The organism is Pseudomonas profundi (genome assembly GCF_008638305.1).
GTDB classification, from domain to species: Bacteria; Pseudomonadota; Gammaproteobacteria; order Pseudomonadales; family Pseudomonadaceae; genus Halopseudomonas; species Halopseudomonas profundi.
In genome coordinates, this window is record NZ_VTPZ01000001.1 from 247,887 (window position 1) to 264,781 (window position 16,895).

General features: G+C 58.2%; 16 protein-coding genes. 10 read left to right on the forward strand and 6 right to left on the reverse strand.

Features of this window, described 5'->3' with window-relative positions:
• Positions 1–75 precede the first annotated feature (75 nt).
• From metH to FZE95_RS01230, 5 genes are all read left to right on the forward strand, one after another.
• The gene (metH, locus tag FZE95_RS01210) at positions 76–3,768 is read left to right on the forward strand and encodes a methionine synthase (protein ID WP_150298985.1); all 3,693 of its coding nucleotides are present in this window, start codon (positions 76–78) and stop codon (positions 3,766–3,768) included.
• 66 nt (positions 3,769–3,834) lie between these two features.
• Positions 3,835–4,404, forward strand: coding sequence for a nicotinamide riboside transporter PnuC (gene pnuC / locus FZE95_RS01215; protein WP_150298986.1), 570 nt, complete (start codon positions 3,835–3,837; stop codon positions 4,402–4,404).
• Positions 4,395–4,919, forward strand: coding sequence for an AAA family ATPase (locus tag FZE95_RS01220; RefSeq protein WP_150298987.1), 525 nt, complete (start codon positions 4,395–4,397; stop codon positions 4,917–4,919). The genes pnuC and FZE95_RS01220 overlap by 10 nt, the downstream gene beginning before the upstream one ends.
• Before the next feature lie 232 nt (positions 4,920–5,151).
• Complete coding sequence (locus FZE95_RS01225) at positions 5,152–6,444, forward strand: MATE family efflux transporter (protein ID WP_223824921.1); 1,293 nt, start codon at positions 5,152–5,154, stop codon at positions 6,442–6,444.
• A gap of 55 nt (positions 6,445–6,499) precedes the next feature.
• Positions 6,500–6,733: a DUF2970 domain-containing protein gene (locus tag FZE95_RS01230; protein ID WP_150298988.1), complete on the forward strand. Its 234-nt coding sequence runs from the start codon at positions 6,500–6,502 to the stop codon at positions 6,731–6,733.
• 42 nt (positions 6,734–6,775) lie between these two features.
• Here the strand turns inward: FZE95_RS01230 and FZE95_RS19900 are convergent, their stop codons facing one another.
• On the reverse strand, positions 6,776–6,898 hold the full coding sequence (locus FZE95_RS19900) for a hypothetical protein (protein WP_256669852.1): 123 nt from the start codon (positions 6,896–6,898) through the stop codon (positions 6,776–6,778).
• 250 nt (positions 6,899–7,148) lie between these two features.
• Here FZE95_RS19900 and FZE95_RS01235 point away from each other — a divergent pair, with 250 nt between their 5' ends.
• Both FZE95_RS01235 and FZE95_RS01240 read left to right on the forward strand, forming a co-directional pair.
• Positions 7,149–8,807: a nitrite/sulfite reductase gene (locus tag FZE95_RS01235; protein WP_150298989.1), complete on the forward strand. Its 1,659-nt coding sequence runs from the start codon at positions 7,149–7,151 to the stop codon at positions 8,805–8,807.
• Positions 8,791–9,288, forward strand: a complete 498-nt coding sequence (locus FZE95_RS01240) for a DUF934 domain-containing protein (protein ID WP_150298990.1) — start codon at positions 8,791–8,793, stop codon at positions 9,286–9,288. Before FZE95_RS01235 ends, FZE95_RS01240 begins: the two co-directional genes overlap by 17 nt.
• A gap of 58 nt (positions 9,289–9,346) precedes the next feature.
• Here the strand turns inward: FZE95_RS01240 and FZE95_RS01245 are convergent, their stop codons facing one another.
• Together FZE95_RS01245 and sohB are read right to left on the reverse strand one after the other, a co-directional pair.
• The gene (locus FZE95_RS01245; RefSeq protein ID WP_150298991.1) at positions 9,347–10,333 is read right to left on the reverse strand and encodes a YhdH/YhfP family quinone oxidoreductase; all 987 of its coding nucleotides are present in this window, start codon (positions 10,331–10,333) and stop codon (positions 9,347–9,349) included.
• Between the two features lie 8 nt (positions 10,334–10,341).
• On the reverse strand, positions 10,342–11,361 hold the full coding sequence (gene sohB, locus FZE95_RS01250) for a protease SohB (RefSeq protein ID WP_150298992.1): 1,020 nt from the start codon (positions 11,359–11,361) through the stop codon (positions 10,342–10,344).
• A gap of 165 nt (positions 11,362–11,526) precedes the next feature.
• On the opposite strand from sohB, the gene FZE95_RS01255 reads away from it, so the two are divergent.
• The 3 genes from FZE95_RS01255 (at position 11,527) to FZE95_RS01265 (ending at position 13,639) form a co-directional block, all read left to right on the forward strand.
• Positions 11,527–12,231: a histidine phosphatase family protein gene (locus tag FZE95_RS01255; RefSeq protein WP_150298993.1), complete on the forward strand. Its 705-nt coding sequence runs from the start codon at positions 11,527–11,529 to the stop codon at positions 12,229–12,231.
• A 51-nt stretch (positions 12,232–12,282) separates the two neighbouring features.
• Positions 12,283–12,597 carry an SCP2 sterol-binding domain-containing protein gene (locus tag FZE95_RS01260; RefSeq protein WP_150298994.1) on the forward strand — a complete coding sequence of 105 codons (315 nt, stop codon included), beginning with the start codon at positions 12,283–12,285 and terminating at the stop codon, positions 12,595–12,597.
• 274 nt (positions 12,598–12,871) lie between these two features.
• Positions 12,872–13,639 (forward strand): SDR family oxidoreductase, encoded by a 768-nt coding sequence (locus FZE95_RS01265; protein ID WP_150298995.1) that lies wholly within the window; start codon positions 12,872–12,874, stop codon positions 13,637–13,639.
• 31 nt (positions 13,640–13,670) lie between these two features.
• Here FZE95_RS01265 and FZE95_RS01270 read toward each other — a convergent pair whose 3' ends face one another.
• From FZE95_RS01270 to FZE95_RS01280, 3 genes are read right to left on the reverse strand one after another with little or no spacing between them, the layout of a single operon-like run.
• The gene (locus tag FZE95_RS01270; RefSeq protein ID WP_150298996.1) at positions 13,671–14,321 is read right to left on the reverse strand and encodes a hypothetical protein; all 651 of its coding nucleotides are present in this window, start codon (positions 14,319–14,321) and stop codon (positions 13,671–13,673) included.
• Positions 14,322–14,348: 27 nt separating this feature from the next.
• Positions 14,349–15,188: an NAD(+) diphosphatase gene (gene nudC, locus FZE95_RS01275; protein WP_150298997.1), complete on the reverse strand. Its 840-nt coding sequence runs from the start codon at positions 15,186–15,188 to the stop codon at positions 14,349–14,351.
• Between the two features lie 7 nt (positions 15,189–15,195).
• The gene (locus FZE95_RS01280) at positions 15,196–16,857 is read right to left on the reverse strand and encodes a ferrous iron transporter B (protein ID WP_150298998.1); all 1,662 of its coding nucleotides are present in this window, start codon (positions 16,855–16,857) and stop codon (positions 15,196–15,198) included.
• Between the last annotated feature and the right edge of the window lie 38 nt (positions 16,858–16,895).

Genomic DNA, 16,895 nt, shown 5'->3' on the forward strand with positions numbered 1-16,895 from the left:
CCGCCGCGGCCATACAGTGTTGCAGGCGCATCTGTTAGACTAGCCGGCTTTCCAGTATGTCATCCCGGAGTCCCAATGCTTGATCTGAACGCTCGATTAACCGCCCTGCATGAGGCGCTGCGCCAGCGCATCCTGATTCTCGACGGTGGCATGGGAACCATGATCCAGAGCTATCGACTCGAAGAGGCTGATTTCCGCGGGGAACGCTTTGCCGATTGGCCGACCGACCTCAAGGGCAATAATGACCTGTTGATCCTGACGCGGCCCGATGCCATTGGCGCGATGGAGAAAGCGTATCTCGATGCCGGCGCGGATATCATCGAAACCAACACCTTCAACTCGACGCGGGTGTCCCAGGCCGATTACGGCATGCAGGAGCTGGCGTACGAGCTTAACCTGGAAGGCGCACGACTGGCTCGCCGCGTCTGCGATGCGAAGACCGCAGAAACACCGGACCGCCCCCGCTTTGTCGCCGGGGTCCTGGGGCCGACCAGCCGAACCTGCTCGCTGTCACCTGACGTCAACAACCCCGGCTACCGCAACGTCACCTTTGACGAGCTGGTCGAGAATTACAGCGAAGCCACGCGCGGGTTGGTAGAGGGTGGCGCTGACCTGATCCTGATCGAAACCATTTTCGACACGCTGAATGCCAAGGCGGCGATATTCGCCGTTCAGCAGACCTTTGAAGACCTGGGTGTGGAACTGCCGATCATGATTTCCGGCACCATTACCGATGCTTCTGGCCGGACACTCTCAGGCCAGACCACCGAGGCCTTCTGGAACTCGGTACGCCACGCCAACCCACTGTCGGTCGGCCTGAACTGTGCGCTGGGTGCCAAGGAACTGCGCCCCTATCTGGAAGAACTGTCCGACAAGGCTGACACACACATTTCAGCACACCCTAATGCGGGTCTACCCAACGAGTTCGGCGAGTACGACGAATCGGCCGCCGAGATGGCCGAGATTGTCGAAGAATTTGCCGCAGCGGGCTTTCTGAATATCGTTGGTGGTTGCTGCGGTACGACACCGGAACACATCAGGGCGATTGCCGAGGCCGTGGCCAAGTATCCGCCGCGCCAGATCCCGGATATTCCGAAGGCCTGCCGCCTCTCTGGCCTGGAGCCCTTTACCATCACCCGCGAATCGCTGTTCGTGAACGTGGGCGAACGCACCAACATAACCGGCTCGGCCAAATTTGCCCGCCTGATCCGCGACGAGAACTACACCGAGGCGCTGGAGGTTGCCCTGCAGCAGGTCGAGGCAGGCGCGCAGGTTATCGACATCAATATGGATGAGGGCATGCTGGATTCGAAGAAGGCCATGGTGACCTTCCTCAATCTGATTGCCGGCGAGCCGGACATCTCCCGCGTGCCGATCATGATCGATTCCTCGAAGTGGGACATCATCGAAGCTGGCCTGAAATGCATCCAGGGCAAGGGTATCGTCAACTCCATCTCGATGAAGGAAGGCGAAGAGCAGTTCCGTGAGCATGCCCGGTTGTGCAAACGCTACGGCGCCGCAGTGATCGTCATGGCCTTCGACGAAAAAGGTCAGGCTGATACCGCTGAGCGCAAACGCGAGATCTGCAAGCGCTCCTACGACATCCTGGTCAACGAGGTCGGCTTCCCGGCTGAAGACATCATCTTTGACCCGAATATTTTCGCCATCGCCACAGGTATCGAGGAGCACAACAACTACGCTGTCGATTTCATCGATGCCTGTCGTTATATCCGGGACCACCTCCCCTACGCCCTCACCTCCGGCGGCGTATCCAACGTGTCGTTCTCGTTCCGGGGCAACAACCCGGTGCGTGAAGCCATTCACTCGGTGTTTCTGTTCCACGCGATCAAAGCCGGCCTGACCATGGGTATCGTCAATGCCGGTCAGCTGGAGATCTACGACGAGATTCCTCCCAAGCTGCGGGATATTGTCGAGGACGTCGTGCTTAATCGCTCCGAGGGTGGCACCGAAGCCCTGTTGAACATCGCCGATGAGTACAAGGGTGACGGCAGCGTAAAGGAAGCGGAAAGCGAAGAGTGGCGTAGCTGGGACGTAAATGAGCGCTTGTCGCACTCGCTGGTCAAGGGCATCACCATGCATATCGTTGCCGATACCGAAGAAGCTCGCCAGCAGTGCGCCCGCCCGATCGAAGTGATCGAAGGCCCGCTGATGTCCGGCATGAATGTGGTTGGCGATCTGTTCGGCTCGGGCAAGATGTTCCTGCCGCAGGTGGTTAAATCCGCCCGCGTGATGAAACAGGCGGTCGCGCATCTGATTCCCTTTATCGAAGCCGAAAAAGGCGACAAGCCCGAGGCCAAGGGCAAGATCCTGATGGCCACGGTCAAGGGCGACGTGCACGACATCGGCAAGAACATTGTCGGCGTGGTGCTGGGTTGCAATGGCTACGACGTAGTGGATCTGGGCGTCATGGTGCCCGCGGACAAGATCCTGAAAACCGCCATCGAGGAAAAATGCGACATCATCGGCCTGTCCGGCCTGATTACGCCCTCGCTGGATGAAATGGTTCATGTCGCCCGCGAGATGCAGCGCCAGGGCTTTACCCTGCCGTTGATGATCGGCGGTGCCACCACCTCCAAGGCGCACACCGCCGTCAAGATCGATCCGCACTACAAGAACGATGCGGTGGTTTACGTCACCGATGCATCGCGCGCAGTGGGCGTCGCCACCACGCTGCTCTCCAAAGAGCTGAAACCAGGCTTTGCGGCCAAAACGCGGGAAGACTACGCCGTCATCCGTGAGCGCACCGCCAACCGCTCTGCCCGCACCAAACGCCTGACCTACAAGGCTGCTATTGCCGCCGCTCCGCAATTCGACTGGGACAGCTACGCTCCGGTCAAGCCAACCTTTACCGGCGCCCGGGTTCTGGATGATATTGATCTCAGGGTGCTGGTTGATTACATCGACTGGACGCCGTTCTTCATTTCCTGGGATTTGGCCGGCAAATATCCGCGCATTTTCGAGGACGAGGTCGTCGGCGAAGCAGCCACATCCCTGTTCAATGACGCCCAGAATATTCTCAACAAGCTCATCGATGAAAAGCTGGTTCGTGCCCGGGCGGTCTTCGGCTTCTGGCCAGCCAACCAGATCGACCATGACGATATCGAGCTGTACGACGAAGCCGGACAACCTATCAAGCGACTGCATCATCTGCGCCAACAGATCGAGAAGAGCGATGGCAAGCCCAACTTCTCGCTCGCGGACTTTGTCGCGCCGAAGGAAAGCGGCCTGACGGATTATGTGGGTGGATTCATCACCACGGCGGGCATTGGTGCCGAGGAAGTGTCCAAGGCTTATCAGGACGCTGGTGACGACTACAACGCGATCATGGTCAAGGCGCTCACTGACCGCCTGGCCGAGGCCTGCGCTGAATGGTTGCACCAGCAGGTCCGCAGGGAGCATTGGGGTTACGATCCAGAGGAGCAGCTGAGCAATGAGGAGCTGATCAAGGAGCAGTACAAGGGTATCCGTCCGGCCCCTGGCTACCCCGCCTGCCCCGATCACACCGAAAAGGCAGCGCTGTTCGAGCTGCTGGATTCGAAGGGCGAGTCCGGCGTGACTCTGACTGAACATTTCGCCATGTTCCCGACCGCCGCGGTCAGCGGCTGGTACTTTGCCCACCCCAAAGCGCAGTATTTTGCGGTCGGCAAGATCGACAAAGATCAGGTCGAGAGTTATAGCCAGCGCAAGGGACAGGATATCGAAGTCACCGAACGCTGGTTGATGCCGAATCTCGGTTACGACGTATAACAGCGGGAGGAAACGGTGGCGCAGCCGTCTGCGCTGCGTCACCGTTCTCGCCCTTAGCCACCCCCCATGACGCCACTTGAAATCGCCGCCGCATTGCTCGGCACGCTCTCGGTATGGCTGACGGTTCGACAGAACCCACTCTGCTGGCCGGTCGGGCTGTGCATGGTCGTGCTATACGCCTGGTTCTTCCAGAGTACCGGCTTGTATTCCCAGGTACTGCTGCATGCTGTGTACGCAGCGCTGCAACTGTATGGCTGGTGGCAGTGGACCCATGGCGGCGAACCGAACACAAGGCTGGAAGTTAGCTCGGCCAGGCCAGCTGAAATCGCCATAGGCGTTGTGCTGGCAGCTGTGGCGAGCCTTGCGCTCGGCGCCCTGATGGCCGGCTATACGGACGCGGTCTTCCCACGCCTCGACGCATCGCTGACCGCGTTCAGTCTGTTGGCGCAGCTGGGAATGGCGCTCAAGCGCCTGCAGTGCTGGATCCTGTGGATCGTCCTGGACCTGATGTACGTAGCGTTGTTTTTCCATCAGGGCTTCTATCTGACCACCGCACTCTACGTGGTATTCGTGTTGCTGGCTGTTATGGGCTGGCGCCAATGGCGCGCTTCGATGGCCGTCACACAATGCGCGTAGTGGTCCTTGCCGGTCCGGAGTCGACCGGCAAAAGCTGGCTGGCGAACGACCTGCATCGTCGGTTCGGTGGATTACTGATTGGAGAATATGTTCGCGAGTTCATAGACACCGAAAAGCGCGATACCTGTTATGCCGATGTCTCGGTTATTGCACGTCGTCAGCTTGTGCAGGAGGATGCCGCACGCCAACGGCAGCCTGAACTACTCATCCTGGATACCAACCTGCTGAGCAATCTGCTCTGGAGCAAGACGCTGTTCAACGAATGCCCCGAGTGGCTGGAGGCCCGGCTGCTGGAACGTCGCTATGACCAGTACCTGCTGCTCTCGCCAGAGGGAGTGCCCTGGACAGCCGATGGCCAGCGCTGCCAGCCTGAACTTGCACAACGGCACGCCTTCTATCGGGATTGCAGGGACTGGCTACGCCACCACCAACAAACTCTGGTTGAAGTCAGCGGCTCCTGGACAGACAGACAGGACCGAACCCGCAAGCTGGTGGCACAGTTGCTGGCCAGCTAGCCCTGCTGATCGCCAAGAATGCCTGCATCCGACACGCATACGATTGCAACGCGCCCTAACCGCCAGCCGTGCAGAGGCGGCCGCATCTTTGTTATATTCGAGCAGCCATGTGTCCATCATCAGCGTCTTCGGCGTGGGCAGCTGACAAGCCATCGTTTACTGGTACGCCGTGATATTGAGAAATTCCCGACTTCGCATTCTTCCCAGCCCCAACCGCCTCAAGAGCATTGGTTTGATTGGCCTGCCCATCATGGGCGGCATGCTCAGCCAGAGCCTGCTGAATCTGGTCGATGCTGCCATGGTCGGTACGCTCGGCAGTGAAGCGCTGGCCGGCGTAGGACTCGGCAGCTACGCCACCTTCATGTCTATTGCTCTGGTCATGGGGCTTGGCGCCGGAGTTCAGGCGATGGTGGCGCGACGTGGCGGCGAAGGCGACACCGGCAACCTTGCACGCCCGCTCAACGAAGGGCTGTTGATTGCCGCACTGCTGGCGGTGCCGCTGACGCTGTTGTGTTGGCTCAACGCGGGCCGGATTATCGGCTTTCTGTCTGAAGACCTCGCCGTTATTGATATTGGCACGGAGTACTTCCAGTGGCGCACCCTGGCGATTATCGCAGTGGGGGCCAATTTTGCGTTCCGTGGCTACTGGAACGGTATCCGGCGGTCCGGCCGATACTTGCAGATACTCGTTGTGATGCATCTGTGCAACGTAGTGATCAGCTACGGGCTGATCTTTGGCAAGTTCGGTCTTCCGGAGATGGGGGCTGCCGGATCAGGGCTCGGCACCTGCATAGCCATGTTCCTTGGCTCCCTGCTCTACATGTTGATTACCTGGCAATCCGGGCGCGACCACGGCTTTCTGCGCACACGCCCACGCGGCCGCGGATTGCGGGCCATGCTCAGACTGTCGATCCCCAATTCGCTTCAGCAGTTCTTTTTTGCGACAGGCATCACCACTCTCTTCTGGATCATCGGACAGGTGGGTACGCCCGAATTGGCGATCGCTCACATACTCATCAACCTGGCGTTATTCCTGATCCTTCCGGGCGTAGGCATGGGAATGGCAGCCACTACGCTGGTCAGTCATAGCCTGGGCGAACGCGAGCCCGAAGAAGCCTACCGCTGGGGATGGGACGTCGTGCGCGTAGCAGCTTGCGCACTCTTTATCATGGGCATGCCGTTCTGGGTGATGCCGGAACAGGTACTCGGCCTCTTCACCCGGGATCCACATCTGCTGGCGCTGGGCGAGTGGCCGCTGCGCATCACCGGGCTTGGAATGGCGCTGGATGCCACTGCTCTGGTCCTGACCCAGGCGCTACTCGGGGCCGGGGCGAGTCGTACCGTCATGGGGGTGAATCTGGGAAGCCAGTGGCTGATATTTCTGCCATGCGCCTACCTTGCCGGCCCGGTACTTGGTGGCGGGCTGCTGACCATATGGCTGATGCAGAGCCTGTACCGAGCGATGACATCAGTCATCTTCGCGGTGATGTGGCGCCGCCGGCACTGGGCAGAGATCCGCATATGAGGCAGGATGGATGTCAGGACGGCGCACGCCGAAGCAATCAGATGACGAGGTAGTCATGGCCAAAAAAGAACAACAACCTGACGATGAACCCAGAACAATGCGCTTTCGTGAAACCTTGAGCAGTGTGCTATTCGGTGCATTGGGCGTTCAGAGCAGCAAGGCCCGGGAACGCGACTTCACCAAGGGCAAGCCGAGTCATTTCATCGGACTCGGCATTGCTTTCCTGGTGGTATTTGTTCTGGTCATCCTCGGTGTGGTGAGCCTGGTGCTGCACTTCGCAGGGGTCTGAATCCTCTTATTTGCGGTGCACCCGGTCAGGCCAGAGTAGTATCTACTGCTGACTCACCCAGAACACAGCAGTGAGTACGGCCACCAGGATAAGGGCAACGGCGGCAAACGCATCAAGATGGCTGTCGGCGTGATGAGAGTCGGATGAATCCTTGTGTTCGGTCATAAGCTGTCCCCGTAATGTCTTATTATTGTTGCGCGCGGCATGTACCTTACTTACCCTACGCAGTTAAGCCCATCACGCACTCAAGTACAAGATACCGCAGGAGATAATGCGGTTTCGATCTAAACATATAGATAAACATTCCTTTTGTGCATAACGGAAAACTGCTATCGTCTGCCCGCTTCAGAGCCCTGCAGGGGCGAAGCCATCCTTAGATCAGGGGCGTGCAGACGTCCCACGAACAGGTTGTGACATGTACATTTACGACGAATATGATCAACGGATCGTTGAGGACCGCGTAAAGCAGTTCCGCGATCAAATCCGCCGCTACCTCGATGGCGAGCTGAGCGAAGCTGAGATGCTGCCCCTGCGCCTGCAAAACGGGCTTTATATTCAGCGGTACGCTCCGATGCTGCGCCTGGCCGTTCCGTACGGCGTGCTGTCCTCGGCACGTTTGCGCAAGCTCGCCTACGTAACCCGCCGCTACGACAAAGGCTATGCGCATATAACCACCCGGCAGAATATCCAGCTGAACTGGCCTGAACTCGAAGATGTGCCAGATATTCTGGCTGAACTGGCAACCGTCCAGATGCACGCTATCCAGACCAGCGGCAATTGCATCCGCAACACCACCACGGACCAGTTTGCTGGCGTTGCCGCCGATGAAGTCATCGATCCTCGGCCCTGGTGTGAAATCGTACGGGAATGGTCTACTTTCCATCCTGAATTCGCTTTCCTGCCGCGCAAGTTCAAGATCGCTATCAACGGTGCCCGCGAAGACCGTGCTGCGGTTGGCGTGCATGACATCGGCCTCAATGCCATACGTAACGAAGCCGGCGAGCTCGGCTTCGAAGTGCTGGCCGGCGGTGGTCTCGGTCGTACGCCAATGGTTGGTGCGGTCATCCGCTCCTTTCTGCCCTGGCAGCATCTGCTGACCTATCTCGAATCCATCCTACGGGTCTATAACCGCTATGGCCGTCGCGATAACAAGTTCAAGGCGCGTATCAAGATTCTGGTCAAGGCGCTCACGCCTGAAGTCTTCGCCGAAAAGGTTGAAGCCGAATGGGCCAGCATGAAGGACTCAGGAGCCACCTTGACTCAGGAGGAAGTTGATCGCGTAAGCCAGTATTTCCAGCAGCCTGAATATCAGGCCTTCGCTGGCGACGATGCGTCATATCTGGAGAAGCGCCGGACTGACAAGGCGTTCGATAACTGGGCAATGCGCAACGTGCATCCGCATAGAGCGCCCGGCTACGCTGCCGTTACGCTGTCACTCAAGCCGACCGCTGTTTCGCCTGGAGATATCACCGCTGAGCAGCTGGAGGCGGCGGCCGATCTGGCGGATCGGTATAGCCTGGGCGAGATTCGCTCGACCCATTACCAGAATCTGGTGCTCCCCTATGTGCAGCAGCGCGATCTGCCTGAACTCTGGCAGAAATGCCGCGAGCTGGGCTTTGCGTCGCCGAACATCGGCTTGCTGACGGATATTATCTGCTGCCCGGGCGGCGACTTCTGCTCGCTGGCCAACGCCAAATCCATCCCGATCGCCGAAGCCATCCAGCGCACCTTCGACGATCTGGATTACCTGCACGATATCGGTGAGCTGGAGCTGAACATTTCAGGCTGCATGAACGCCTGCGGCCATCACCACGTTGGCCATATCGGGATTCTCGGGGTAGACAAGAAAGGTCAGGAGTTCTATCAGGTTTCACTGGGCGGCCGCAGTGGTCGCGATGCATCCATCGGCAAGATCCTTGGCCCATCCTTCGCCGCCGAGCAGATGCCCACCGTGATTCAGAAGGTGATTGATGTCTATATTGAAAACCGCACCCCTGAAGAGCGCTTCATCGACACCTACGAGCGTATCGGCATGGCCCCTTTCAAGGAGAAAGTCTATGCAGCGGATCATTAAGGGCGACCAGGTCATCGACGAAACCTGGCACCTGCTGCCTAAGGACGTAACGCTCGGGGATCTGTCCAATTCCGATGACCTGCTAGTGCCCCTGCCCCTGTGGCAGGAGCATTCTCACGCCCTGCTAGCCCGCGACGGTGGGCTGGGGGTGTGGCTGGAGGCTGACGAAGAGGTAGAGCTCATCGCCGATGACCTGCAGCACTTTCAGGTCGTAGCGTTGAATTTCCCGGTATTCAGCGATGGCCGGCATTATTCCAGCGCCCGCCTGTTGCGTGAACGCTATAAGTACCAGGGAGAAGTGCGCGCTATTGGCGACGTGCTACGTGACCAGCTGTTCTACATGAAACGCTGCGGCTTCGATGCGTTTGCCCTACGCGCTGACCGCGATCCCTACGAGGCCCTTGAAAGCCTGAAGGACTTTTCGGTTACCTATCAGGCTGCCACCGACGAACCGCTGCCGCTGTTCCGTCGCCGCCGCTAAATTCGGGCCTGTCGATCCCGCGGCGTCGCCGCGGGATCGACAGGCGGGCGTGATCCGATCAGTCCAGATTGACCAACACTCTGCCTACCATCCGCCCCGCCAAAATACGTTCGATCTGCTCCGGCAGTTGCTCCAGCGATACCTCCTGCGCCAGCGTCTCGAGATCAACTTTCCACTGCAGGGATAACCGATCCCACATCGAAGCCTTGGCGACCAGCGGTTGTTCCACCGAATCGATCCCCAGCAGATTCACATTACGCAAGATGAAGGGCAGCACATTGCCGCTGAAGCCAGTACCCGCTGTCAGTCCGCAACAGGCTACGCTGGCACCGTAGCGCAGCGACTTGACCACATTAAACAGAATCTCACCGCCCACGGTATCCACCGCGCCCGCCCACTGCTCTTTGAGCATCGGCTTCTCGCCGCCCGCTTCCAGCGCAGTGCGGTCAATGATCTGCGACGCGCCCAGCCCCTTGAGAAACTCGCTCTGCAGCGCTTTCCCGGTGGCGGCAGCGACTTCGTAGCCAAGGCTTGCAAGCATCGCCACTGCGATACTGCCCACGCCGCCTGTTGCGCCAGTGACCAGGATCGGACCCTGACCAGGTTGCACGCCGGCCTGCTCCAGCTTGTCGATGCATAGCGCGGCAGTGAGACCGGCGGTGCCCAGCAACATGCTCTCTCGCAGACTCAGGGCCGTGGGACGTTTGAGCACCCAGGCAGAAGGAACCCGAATGTATTGGCCAAAGCCCCCCGAAGTACCCATGCCCAAGTCGTAACCGGTAATTATGATCTCGTCGCCGATGGCTAACTCGCTGGCGGAGCTGGCCTCAACTACGCCGGCGGCATCGATACCCGGTGTATGCGGATATTGACGGGTCACGCCCTTGTTACCAGACGCCGACAATGCGTCCTTGTAATTCAGGGAAGAATACTTGACGCGAATAAGCACCTCGCCTTGCGGCAGGTCATCAATATGACGCGACTGCACGCGGGACATATACCGACCGCCCTCCTCGCTTACTACCAAAGCCTTGAATTCAGACATACTGCCTCCTACCAGAAACGCTGATTATGAAAGCGCGACGCCCAGGTCAGCACCAACCGATCCAACGAAGCCGCGAGCCCTGACGCCAGTTTATCCTGCATGCGTTTGCGCACCGCATAATGAACCTCGAACACGTCAGCGACGCGAATGCGCTGGCTGATATATTCGTCGCTGGTTTTCAGTTCGTCGGCGAGGGCGTTCTCCAGGGCTTCGAGCCCGAACCAGACCTCACCGGTAGCCACCGACTCTATATCGAGTATCGGTCGATACCGACCGACAAAATCCTTGAATAAACGGTGGATGCTTTCCAGATCCTCCTGAAATTTCTCCCTGCCCTTGTCGGTGTTTTCACCGAAAATGGTCAACGTACGCTTGTACTCGCCGGCGGTGAGCATCTCGTAGTCAACGTCATGCTTGCGCAGCAACTTGTTGAAATTCGGGATCTGTGCGACCACGCCAATCGAGCCCAGCATGGCAAAGGGCGCGGCCAGTATGCGGTCGCCGATACAGGCCATCATGTAACCACCGCTTGCCGCCACCTTGTCCACGCATATGGTAAGAGGCACACCCGCGTCGCGCACCCGAACCAGCTGCGACGCTGCCAGGCCGTAGGCATGCACCATTCCGCCGCCGCTTTCGATCTTGACCACAACCTCATCTTTCGGCGTAGCCAGCTCAAGCACCGCTGTTACCTCATGCCGCAGATTTTCCAGCGCGGTCGCCTTGATATCACCGTCGAAATTCAGTACGAAAACCTTGTCGCGAGCGGAATCCCCCTTGGCCCGCCCTTTCTCGGCGAGTTTGCGCGCCTTCTGCATTGACTTGAACGCGGCCTTGTCCAGCACCGCACTCCCTAGCCGTTCAGTAGACCGGGCCAGCTGTTCATTGAGTCGGTTGACGGTGAGCACGCCTTCGCCACGACGTGATTTACCTTTCAATGCAGCCAGCATCATCAATATCAGTAAGATTGCCACCACAATGGTGAAGGCTTTCGCCAGAAACAGGGCATATTCAGCTAGCCATTCCACAAACATCACTCCAGCACGTAAATAGTTGCAACCAAGCATACAGGATGTACCAAGCCGTCGGTACGTAACGGTCCGCAGCCGAATTCAAACGATCGTATGATTCTGGTTGACAGCGTTCGCAGCTATCCATAACCTCGGATTCATCCAACTGAAAGGCTTTTACACGTGGGCGATATTTATCTGATCAGGCATGGCCAGGCGTCCCTCGGCGCTGAAAACTATGACGTCCTGTCACCTGTAGGCATCAAGCAGTCGCAGCTGCTGGGACGCTACCTGGACGATCTCGGGGTGACGTTTGATCGCTGTATCGCCGGTGAAATGATCCGCCAGATCGACACCGGCAAACATGCGCTGGAGGAGATGCCTGGCACGCAGACCCGGCAGATCGATATCGAGCCGGCTTTCAACGAGTACCAGTCGGACCGGGTCATGGCGACATACTTGCCCCGCGTACTGGAAACCCAGCCCGATGCACTGCACTACGTTCAGAACGCCGGCCAGCATCGCAAAGAGTTCCAGCGTATCTTCAGCCAGGTGATTACTCACTGGATTACCGACACCAACCGCCCCGACGATTGCGAACCCTGGTCAGATTTTGTCGAACGCGTACAAGGTGGACTGCAGCGTGTTCTCGCCGCTGCCGGACGTGGTCAGAACATCGCGATATTTACCTCGGGCGGCACTATCACCGCTACCTTGCAGATGATTACCAGCATGCCCGCGACCAGCGCCTTCGAACTCAACTGGCAGATAGTGAATACCTCGGTCAGTCGACTGCAGTACCGCAAGGATCAACTGAGTCTGGCGTCCTTCAACAGCCAGGCGCATCTTGACGTGCATAAGCGCTCGGAGTGGGTCACCTTCAGATAACCCTCGGCGACGATCATGGGACCGTCGCTTCAACCAAGAAAGGACAGGCTAATGGCTACTGTTTCAGACATCATCAGCAGCATGGATTCCAAGTTCAACCCGGCCGCCGCGAAGGGCCTTGATCTGGTGTTCCAGTTCAATATCGAGGACGACGACAACTTCTTTGTAACCGTCAAGGACGGCACTTACAACGCTGAAAAAGGCGACGCTACCGCACCGGACGTGACCCTGATCATGGACAGCGAAACATTGTCCGGCGTCATCAGCGGCGAAACCGATGGCATGCAGGCTTTCATGGCTGGCAAGCTGCGCGCCGAAGGCGACATGATGCTGGCGCTGAAGCTAAGCGAGCTGTTCCCCGCCTGAAGCTGATTGCTGACAAAAAAAACCGGAGCCTGGCGCTCCGGTTTTTTTGCTTATCACGTATGGCTTTAGCCTGTTTTGCAGCCGCCCGCTTTACGCAACCCCGCGAGCAGCTCATCAGCGTTTCATTGATACGAGCAATCGCGCGTCAACACTCCAACTGATAAGCCCTTTCAAACAAGCGTTTGAGGTTGTTGCGCGCCCCGCGCTCCTTTAGATTACTTTGTCGCCAGGGCGCTCTAGGCCAGGCACCCGCTTTCATCACAAGGACCATCTCATGCAGAAGACTCAGCTATTCGATCTTGACGGCAAAATCGCGTTAGTCACCGGGGCCAGCCGAGGCATCGGCGAAGCAATCGCCAGGCTTCTCGCCCAGCAAGGCGCGCACGTTATCGTATCCAGCCGTAAAATCGAAGGTTGCCAGGCTGTTGCCGATGCCATTGTGGCGGCGGGCGGCAAGGCCAGCGCCATCGCATGCCATATCGGTGAAATGGAGCAAATCAGCGAGACGATCGAAACCATCCGCAATCAGTTCGGCAAGCTGGATATTCTGGTCAACAATGCAGCGACCAACCCTTACTTCGGCAATGTGCTGGATACCGATCTCGGCGCTTTTCAGAAAACCGTGGATGTGAACATTCGTGGTTATTTCTTCATGTCGGTCGAAGCGGGCAAACTGATGCGCGCCCATGGCGGCGGCGCGATCCTGAATGTGGCCTCCGTCAATGGCGTGGTGCCCGGAGAAATGCAGGGAATCTATTCGATCACCAAAGCCGCCGTCATCAATATGACCAAGGTTTTCGCCAAGGAATGTGCTCAGTTCGGCATCCGCTGCAACGCCCTATTGCCTGGACTGACCGACACCAAGTTTGCTTCGGCCCTGACTTCCAACGATTCGATACTGAAAGGCGCGCTGCAACGTATCCCGCTGCGCCGTCCGGCCGACCCGAGCGAAATGGCGGGCACTGTGCTGTACCTGGTCAGTGACGCATCAAGCTATACCACCGGGACAGCAATCAACGTAGACGGCGGCATGCTGTCCTGATCGTGGCGGGCCGGGTCTAAACCCGGCTCCGTTAACCGGCGGGCTTCAACGCATGGAGTGCGGCAGGATTCAACGCCGCCGGTTTCACTCCGCCGGGGCCCAGATCAATAGCAAACCGCGCCCCATGCGCCATGGGCATATACCGCACAACAAAGGCATCAGCTTCAACAAACTGCGGATTGTCGAGCCCATCCAGCCAGAGCCACAGATCGCGCCATTGCGGCGTACCATATAATCGCCCCGCGATTGCTGCATTGCGGCCTCGCTGCTTCTCCAGCGCAACATAGCGCCCAGTTATACGAGCCAGACGATAACCATCGGAAAGCCCCAGTGCCTTGCCCAGGCCAGTCCAGCGCAGCACCTGAACCTGTAGCTCCCAGGTATCACCCTCCAGTTGCAACTGGCGCTTGACGCCGTTTGCCACAAGGGTGGCGTCATAACGCTGAGGTGCCGCTTCGGTGAGCTCCAATACCGCAACCGACCCTTGCTCCTCGATGGGTCGGAATTGCTGCAATTCCCAGGCTGCCAGCCCCAGCACGACTGACAGCGCGAGGAGAATCAAAAGAAAACAGCCCTTAAGCCATTCGAGCAACCAGTCCAGGCGCCAACCAATGCGCGCCATGACTGTCAACAACACGAGGCCAACGCTTCCCAGCAAAGCGGCCAATCCCAAATATTGCATGCTACTCCTTGCGTGCCCGTGTCCTGCTTACGCTGGTACTGACGGTAACGGTTGTCCTTGTCGACGTGCCAGATAACAATCAATAAGCCAGCGAGAAATAGTGCCCCGTGGTGGTATCGCTGGTAGCTGATCGATGTTCCACCAGTGCGCTTCTTCAATTTCACCTGGCTGGGGTACGATCTCGCCGCCGGCGTAGCATGCATGAAAGCCCAGCATCAGCGAGTTGGGGAATGGCCAGTTCTGGCTGCCCAGGTATTCCAGCTGATTCACCTCCAGGTTGACCTCTTCCTTCACCTCTCGGTGCAAACACTCTTCGGCAGATTCTCCCGGCTCGATAAATCCGGCCAGGGTACTGAAAAAACCAGCGCGAAAATGCGGCGACCGGGCCAGCAGCACTTCGTCGCCCCGGGTAATCAGAACAATAATGCACGGGGCGAGCTTGGGATACTGCCGTAGCCCACAGGCACTGCACTGCATGGCTCGCTCCTCCACCCGCGCCTGCATCGGCTGCCCACAGCGACCGCAGAAACGGTGCGTGTCATGCCAGGCATCCAACTGTTGCGCCAGCCCCAACATACGGAACGTATCGTCATCAACCTGGCCAATCAGCCCGCGCAGGCCATGCCAGCTAAGACCGGGAAGCTCGACGGGTTGCTCCAGACGCAGCAACCGGCACGGCTTGCCATCATAAAAGCCGAGCAGCAGATCCAGGTCAGGATCACCCAGATAGCGCGCCATATCCGGGTCAAGCAATAGCCGGCCGTCGAGCATGGCGAAGCTTTGCTGGTGATAAACGATTACCAGACCATCAGCGCACGACTCCCCGGCACTGCTGGCCGGAACAAAACGACTGCCTGGTCTATGCATACAGCTATTACACCTCGGTTATATCGAAGCCCAACTCGGCGAGACTGTCTTCAGCCAGCGCAAGCACATCTGCAGTGGTCACAGAACAACGTTCGGCCGACTCGAGATAAAATTCAATGCCGGTCAGCGCATCAGCCAACACTTCAAGCTGCTGCGGATGCGGAAGCAGTTTCCGGTCAAGCATGTTTTCCTTGATAAAACATCCCGCCAGGCGAATCACATTGGCAGCGCGACTCATACCCAGGAAGATAAGCCCGCCGCGGACTGTTTCAAGCGAATCCGGCACGTTCATCAGATGCATGACGTCATGACCTGATTCCATATAGGCTGTTACCGCCCGCTTGGCCAGCGCCAGCCCGGCCTGCGACTCTTCTATGAGAACGATGCGTGCTTCCTTCAACGCGAGTGGCTCGTCAGTCTCTTCGGATCCAGCCGCACTGTCCGTTTCACCGTCACCGTCCAGGCGATCAACCGCTGTCTCAGCCTGAAGTACGGCATCGGCTACCTCTTCCAGCAGCGCGTTATCGCCCATGCGCCATGTATCCAACTTTCCGGATGCGCTCTCGACATACGAGGAAATCGCCTCTATCTCAAGCATTCTGAAGGTTTTCCAGAGCCGTTGAAGCGATAGTTTCAGCGTTTCAAGAGATTGCTCCGGGTCGCCAGCATTGCGCGCGAGCAGGTCGAGCAGATCCTTGATGGCGGCAATTTCCTCTCGAAGCGCCTCAGCGACGGAGCGCATCACATCCACCCCGGGACCACGCAAACGATCAAATGCCTGCAGAATCTCCCGCTCGGTATAACCGGGATCGGGCAGTGCAAAGGCGGCTTTCACCTCCGCGCAACGGGGACTGCAATCGCCGGCAAGCGCCACCAGATACAGCAACTCGCCCAACAACTGGCGCGGAGGTTGGAGATCACCCGATGGGTGTGCCCCGCTACGCTTCTTGACTTCACGATCGACCTGCGCGAACAAGCGCTTGCGTGGGTTGGTTAGGTGCAGAGGCGTTTCTTCTACCGCGTCCAGCGCGGCTGTCGCAACCCAGCAAAGCGTAGCGACCGGACTGTTCAGATAACTCTCCCAACGTTGCAGCGCGCGCTTCATCAATGGCGTTGCGGCAGCGATGCCATCATCGCGAATAAGCGCCAGCAACCCGAGCTGATACATCTGGCGCAGCCGGTTGAAGGCACGCGGCTCGATCCCCTCATCCGAGCCCGGACGAAGCTTCGGGTTGAGGCTGGCAATATCCAATTGATAAAAGAAGCTTTCAGGAAGCGGACCGGCGTCAATACGATGTTTGCGGAGCTCGTTGATTGCCGGCAACAGCAGCTCAGGGCGTTCGAATCCCTGCTGGCGGCACTGTTCGAGGTAGCGTTCCAACAGGAAAAGGCTATCACACAGAGAAGAGAGCGGAGCGTTGCGCTCGGTGCCGTCGTGCTCTGGCACATCGGTGGCCAGGGCGACCATTTCTGTCAGCAGAACGGTGGCGCCGTTCAGTTCGATCAGTTCAAAGGTACCGCGCAGTTGTTGCAGGCTTTCGATAGCCTGTTGCAACAAGCTGCCATTGTGTCTGTCCTCAAGAAATTGCTGTAGCAGATCTTCTGCTTCGCCCATGCTGGCAAAGAGCTCATCCCTGACAAGATCAAGTGATGTGGCACCCGTTAACATCGCATTCCGTCTCCCCATCGTCCCTGCAATCTGACTGA

What these genes read in the sequence shown, in the direction of transcription:
- FZE95_RS01270 (WP_150298996.1), bottom strand. Translation starts at nt 14,321, where the DNA reads ATGCAATATTTGGGATTGGCCGCTTTGCTGGGAAGCGTTGGCCTCGTG.
- FZE95_RS01220 (WP_150298987.1), top strand. Translation starts at nt 4,395, where the DNA reads ATGCGCGTAGTGGTCCTTGCCGGTCCGGAGTCGACCGGCAAAAGCTGG.
- FZE95_RS01265 (WP_150298995.1), top strand. Translation starts at nt 12,872, where the DNA reads ATGCAGAAGACTCAGCTATTCGATCTTGACGGCAAAATCGCGTTAGTC.
- FZE95_RS01240 (WP_150298990.1), top strand. Translation starts at nt 8,791, where the DNA reads ATGCAGCGGATCATTAAGGGCGACCAGGTCATCGACGAAACCTGGCAC.
- FZE95_RS01260 (WP_150298994.1), top strand. Translation starts at nt 12,283, where the DNA reads ATGGCTACTGTTTCAGACATCATCAGCAGCATGGATTCCAAGTTCAAC.
- pnuC (WP_150298986.1), top strand. Translation starts at nt 3,835, where the DNA reads ATGACGCCACTTGAAATCGCCGCCGCATTGCTCGGCACGCTCTCGGTA.
- FZE95_RS01235 (WP_150298989.1), top strand. Translation starts at nt 7,149, where the DNA reads ATGTACATTTACGACGAATATGATCAACGGATCGTTGAGGACCGCGTA.
- metH (WP_150298985.1), top strand. Translation starts at nt 76, where the DNA reads ATGCTTGATCTGAACGCTCGATTAACCGCCCTGCATGAGGCGCTGCGC.
- FZE95_RS01280 (WP_150298998.1), bottom strand. Translation starts at nt 16,857, where the DNA reads ATGTTAACGGGTGCCACATCACTTGATCTTGTCAGGGATGAGCTCTTT.
- nudC (WP_150298997.1), bottom strand. Translation starts at nt 15,188, where the DNA reads ATGCATAGACCAGGCAGTCGTTTTGTTCCGGCCAGCAGTGCCGGGGAG.
- FZE95_RS01245 (WP_150298991.1), bottom strand. Translation starts at nt 10,333, where the DNA reads ATGTCTGAATTCAAGGCTTTGGTAGTAAGCGAGGAGGGCGGTCGGTAT.
- FZE95_RS19900 (WP_256669852.1), bottom strand. Translation starts at nt 6,898, where the DNA reads ATGACCGAACACAAGGATTCATCCGACTCTCATCACGCCGACAGCCAT.
- FZE95_RS01230 (WP_150298988.1), top strand. Translation starts at nt 6,500, where the DNA reads ATGGCCAAAAAAGAACAACAACCTGACGATGAACCCAGAACAATGCGC.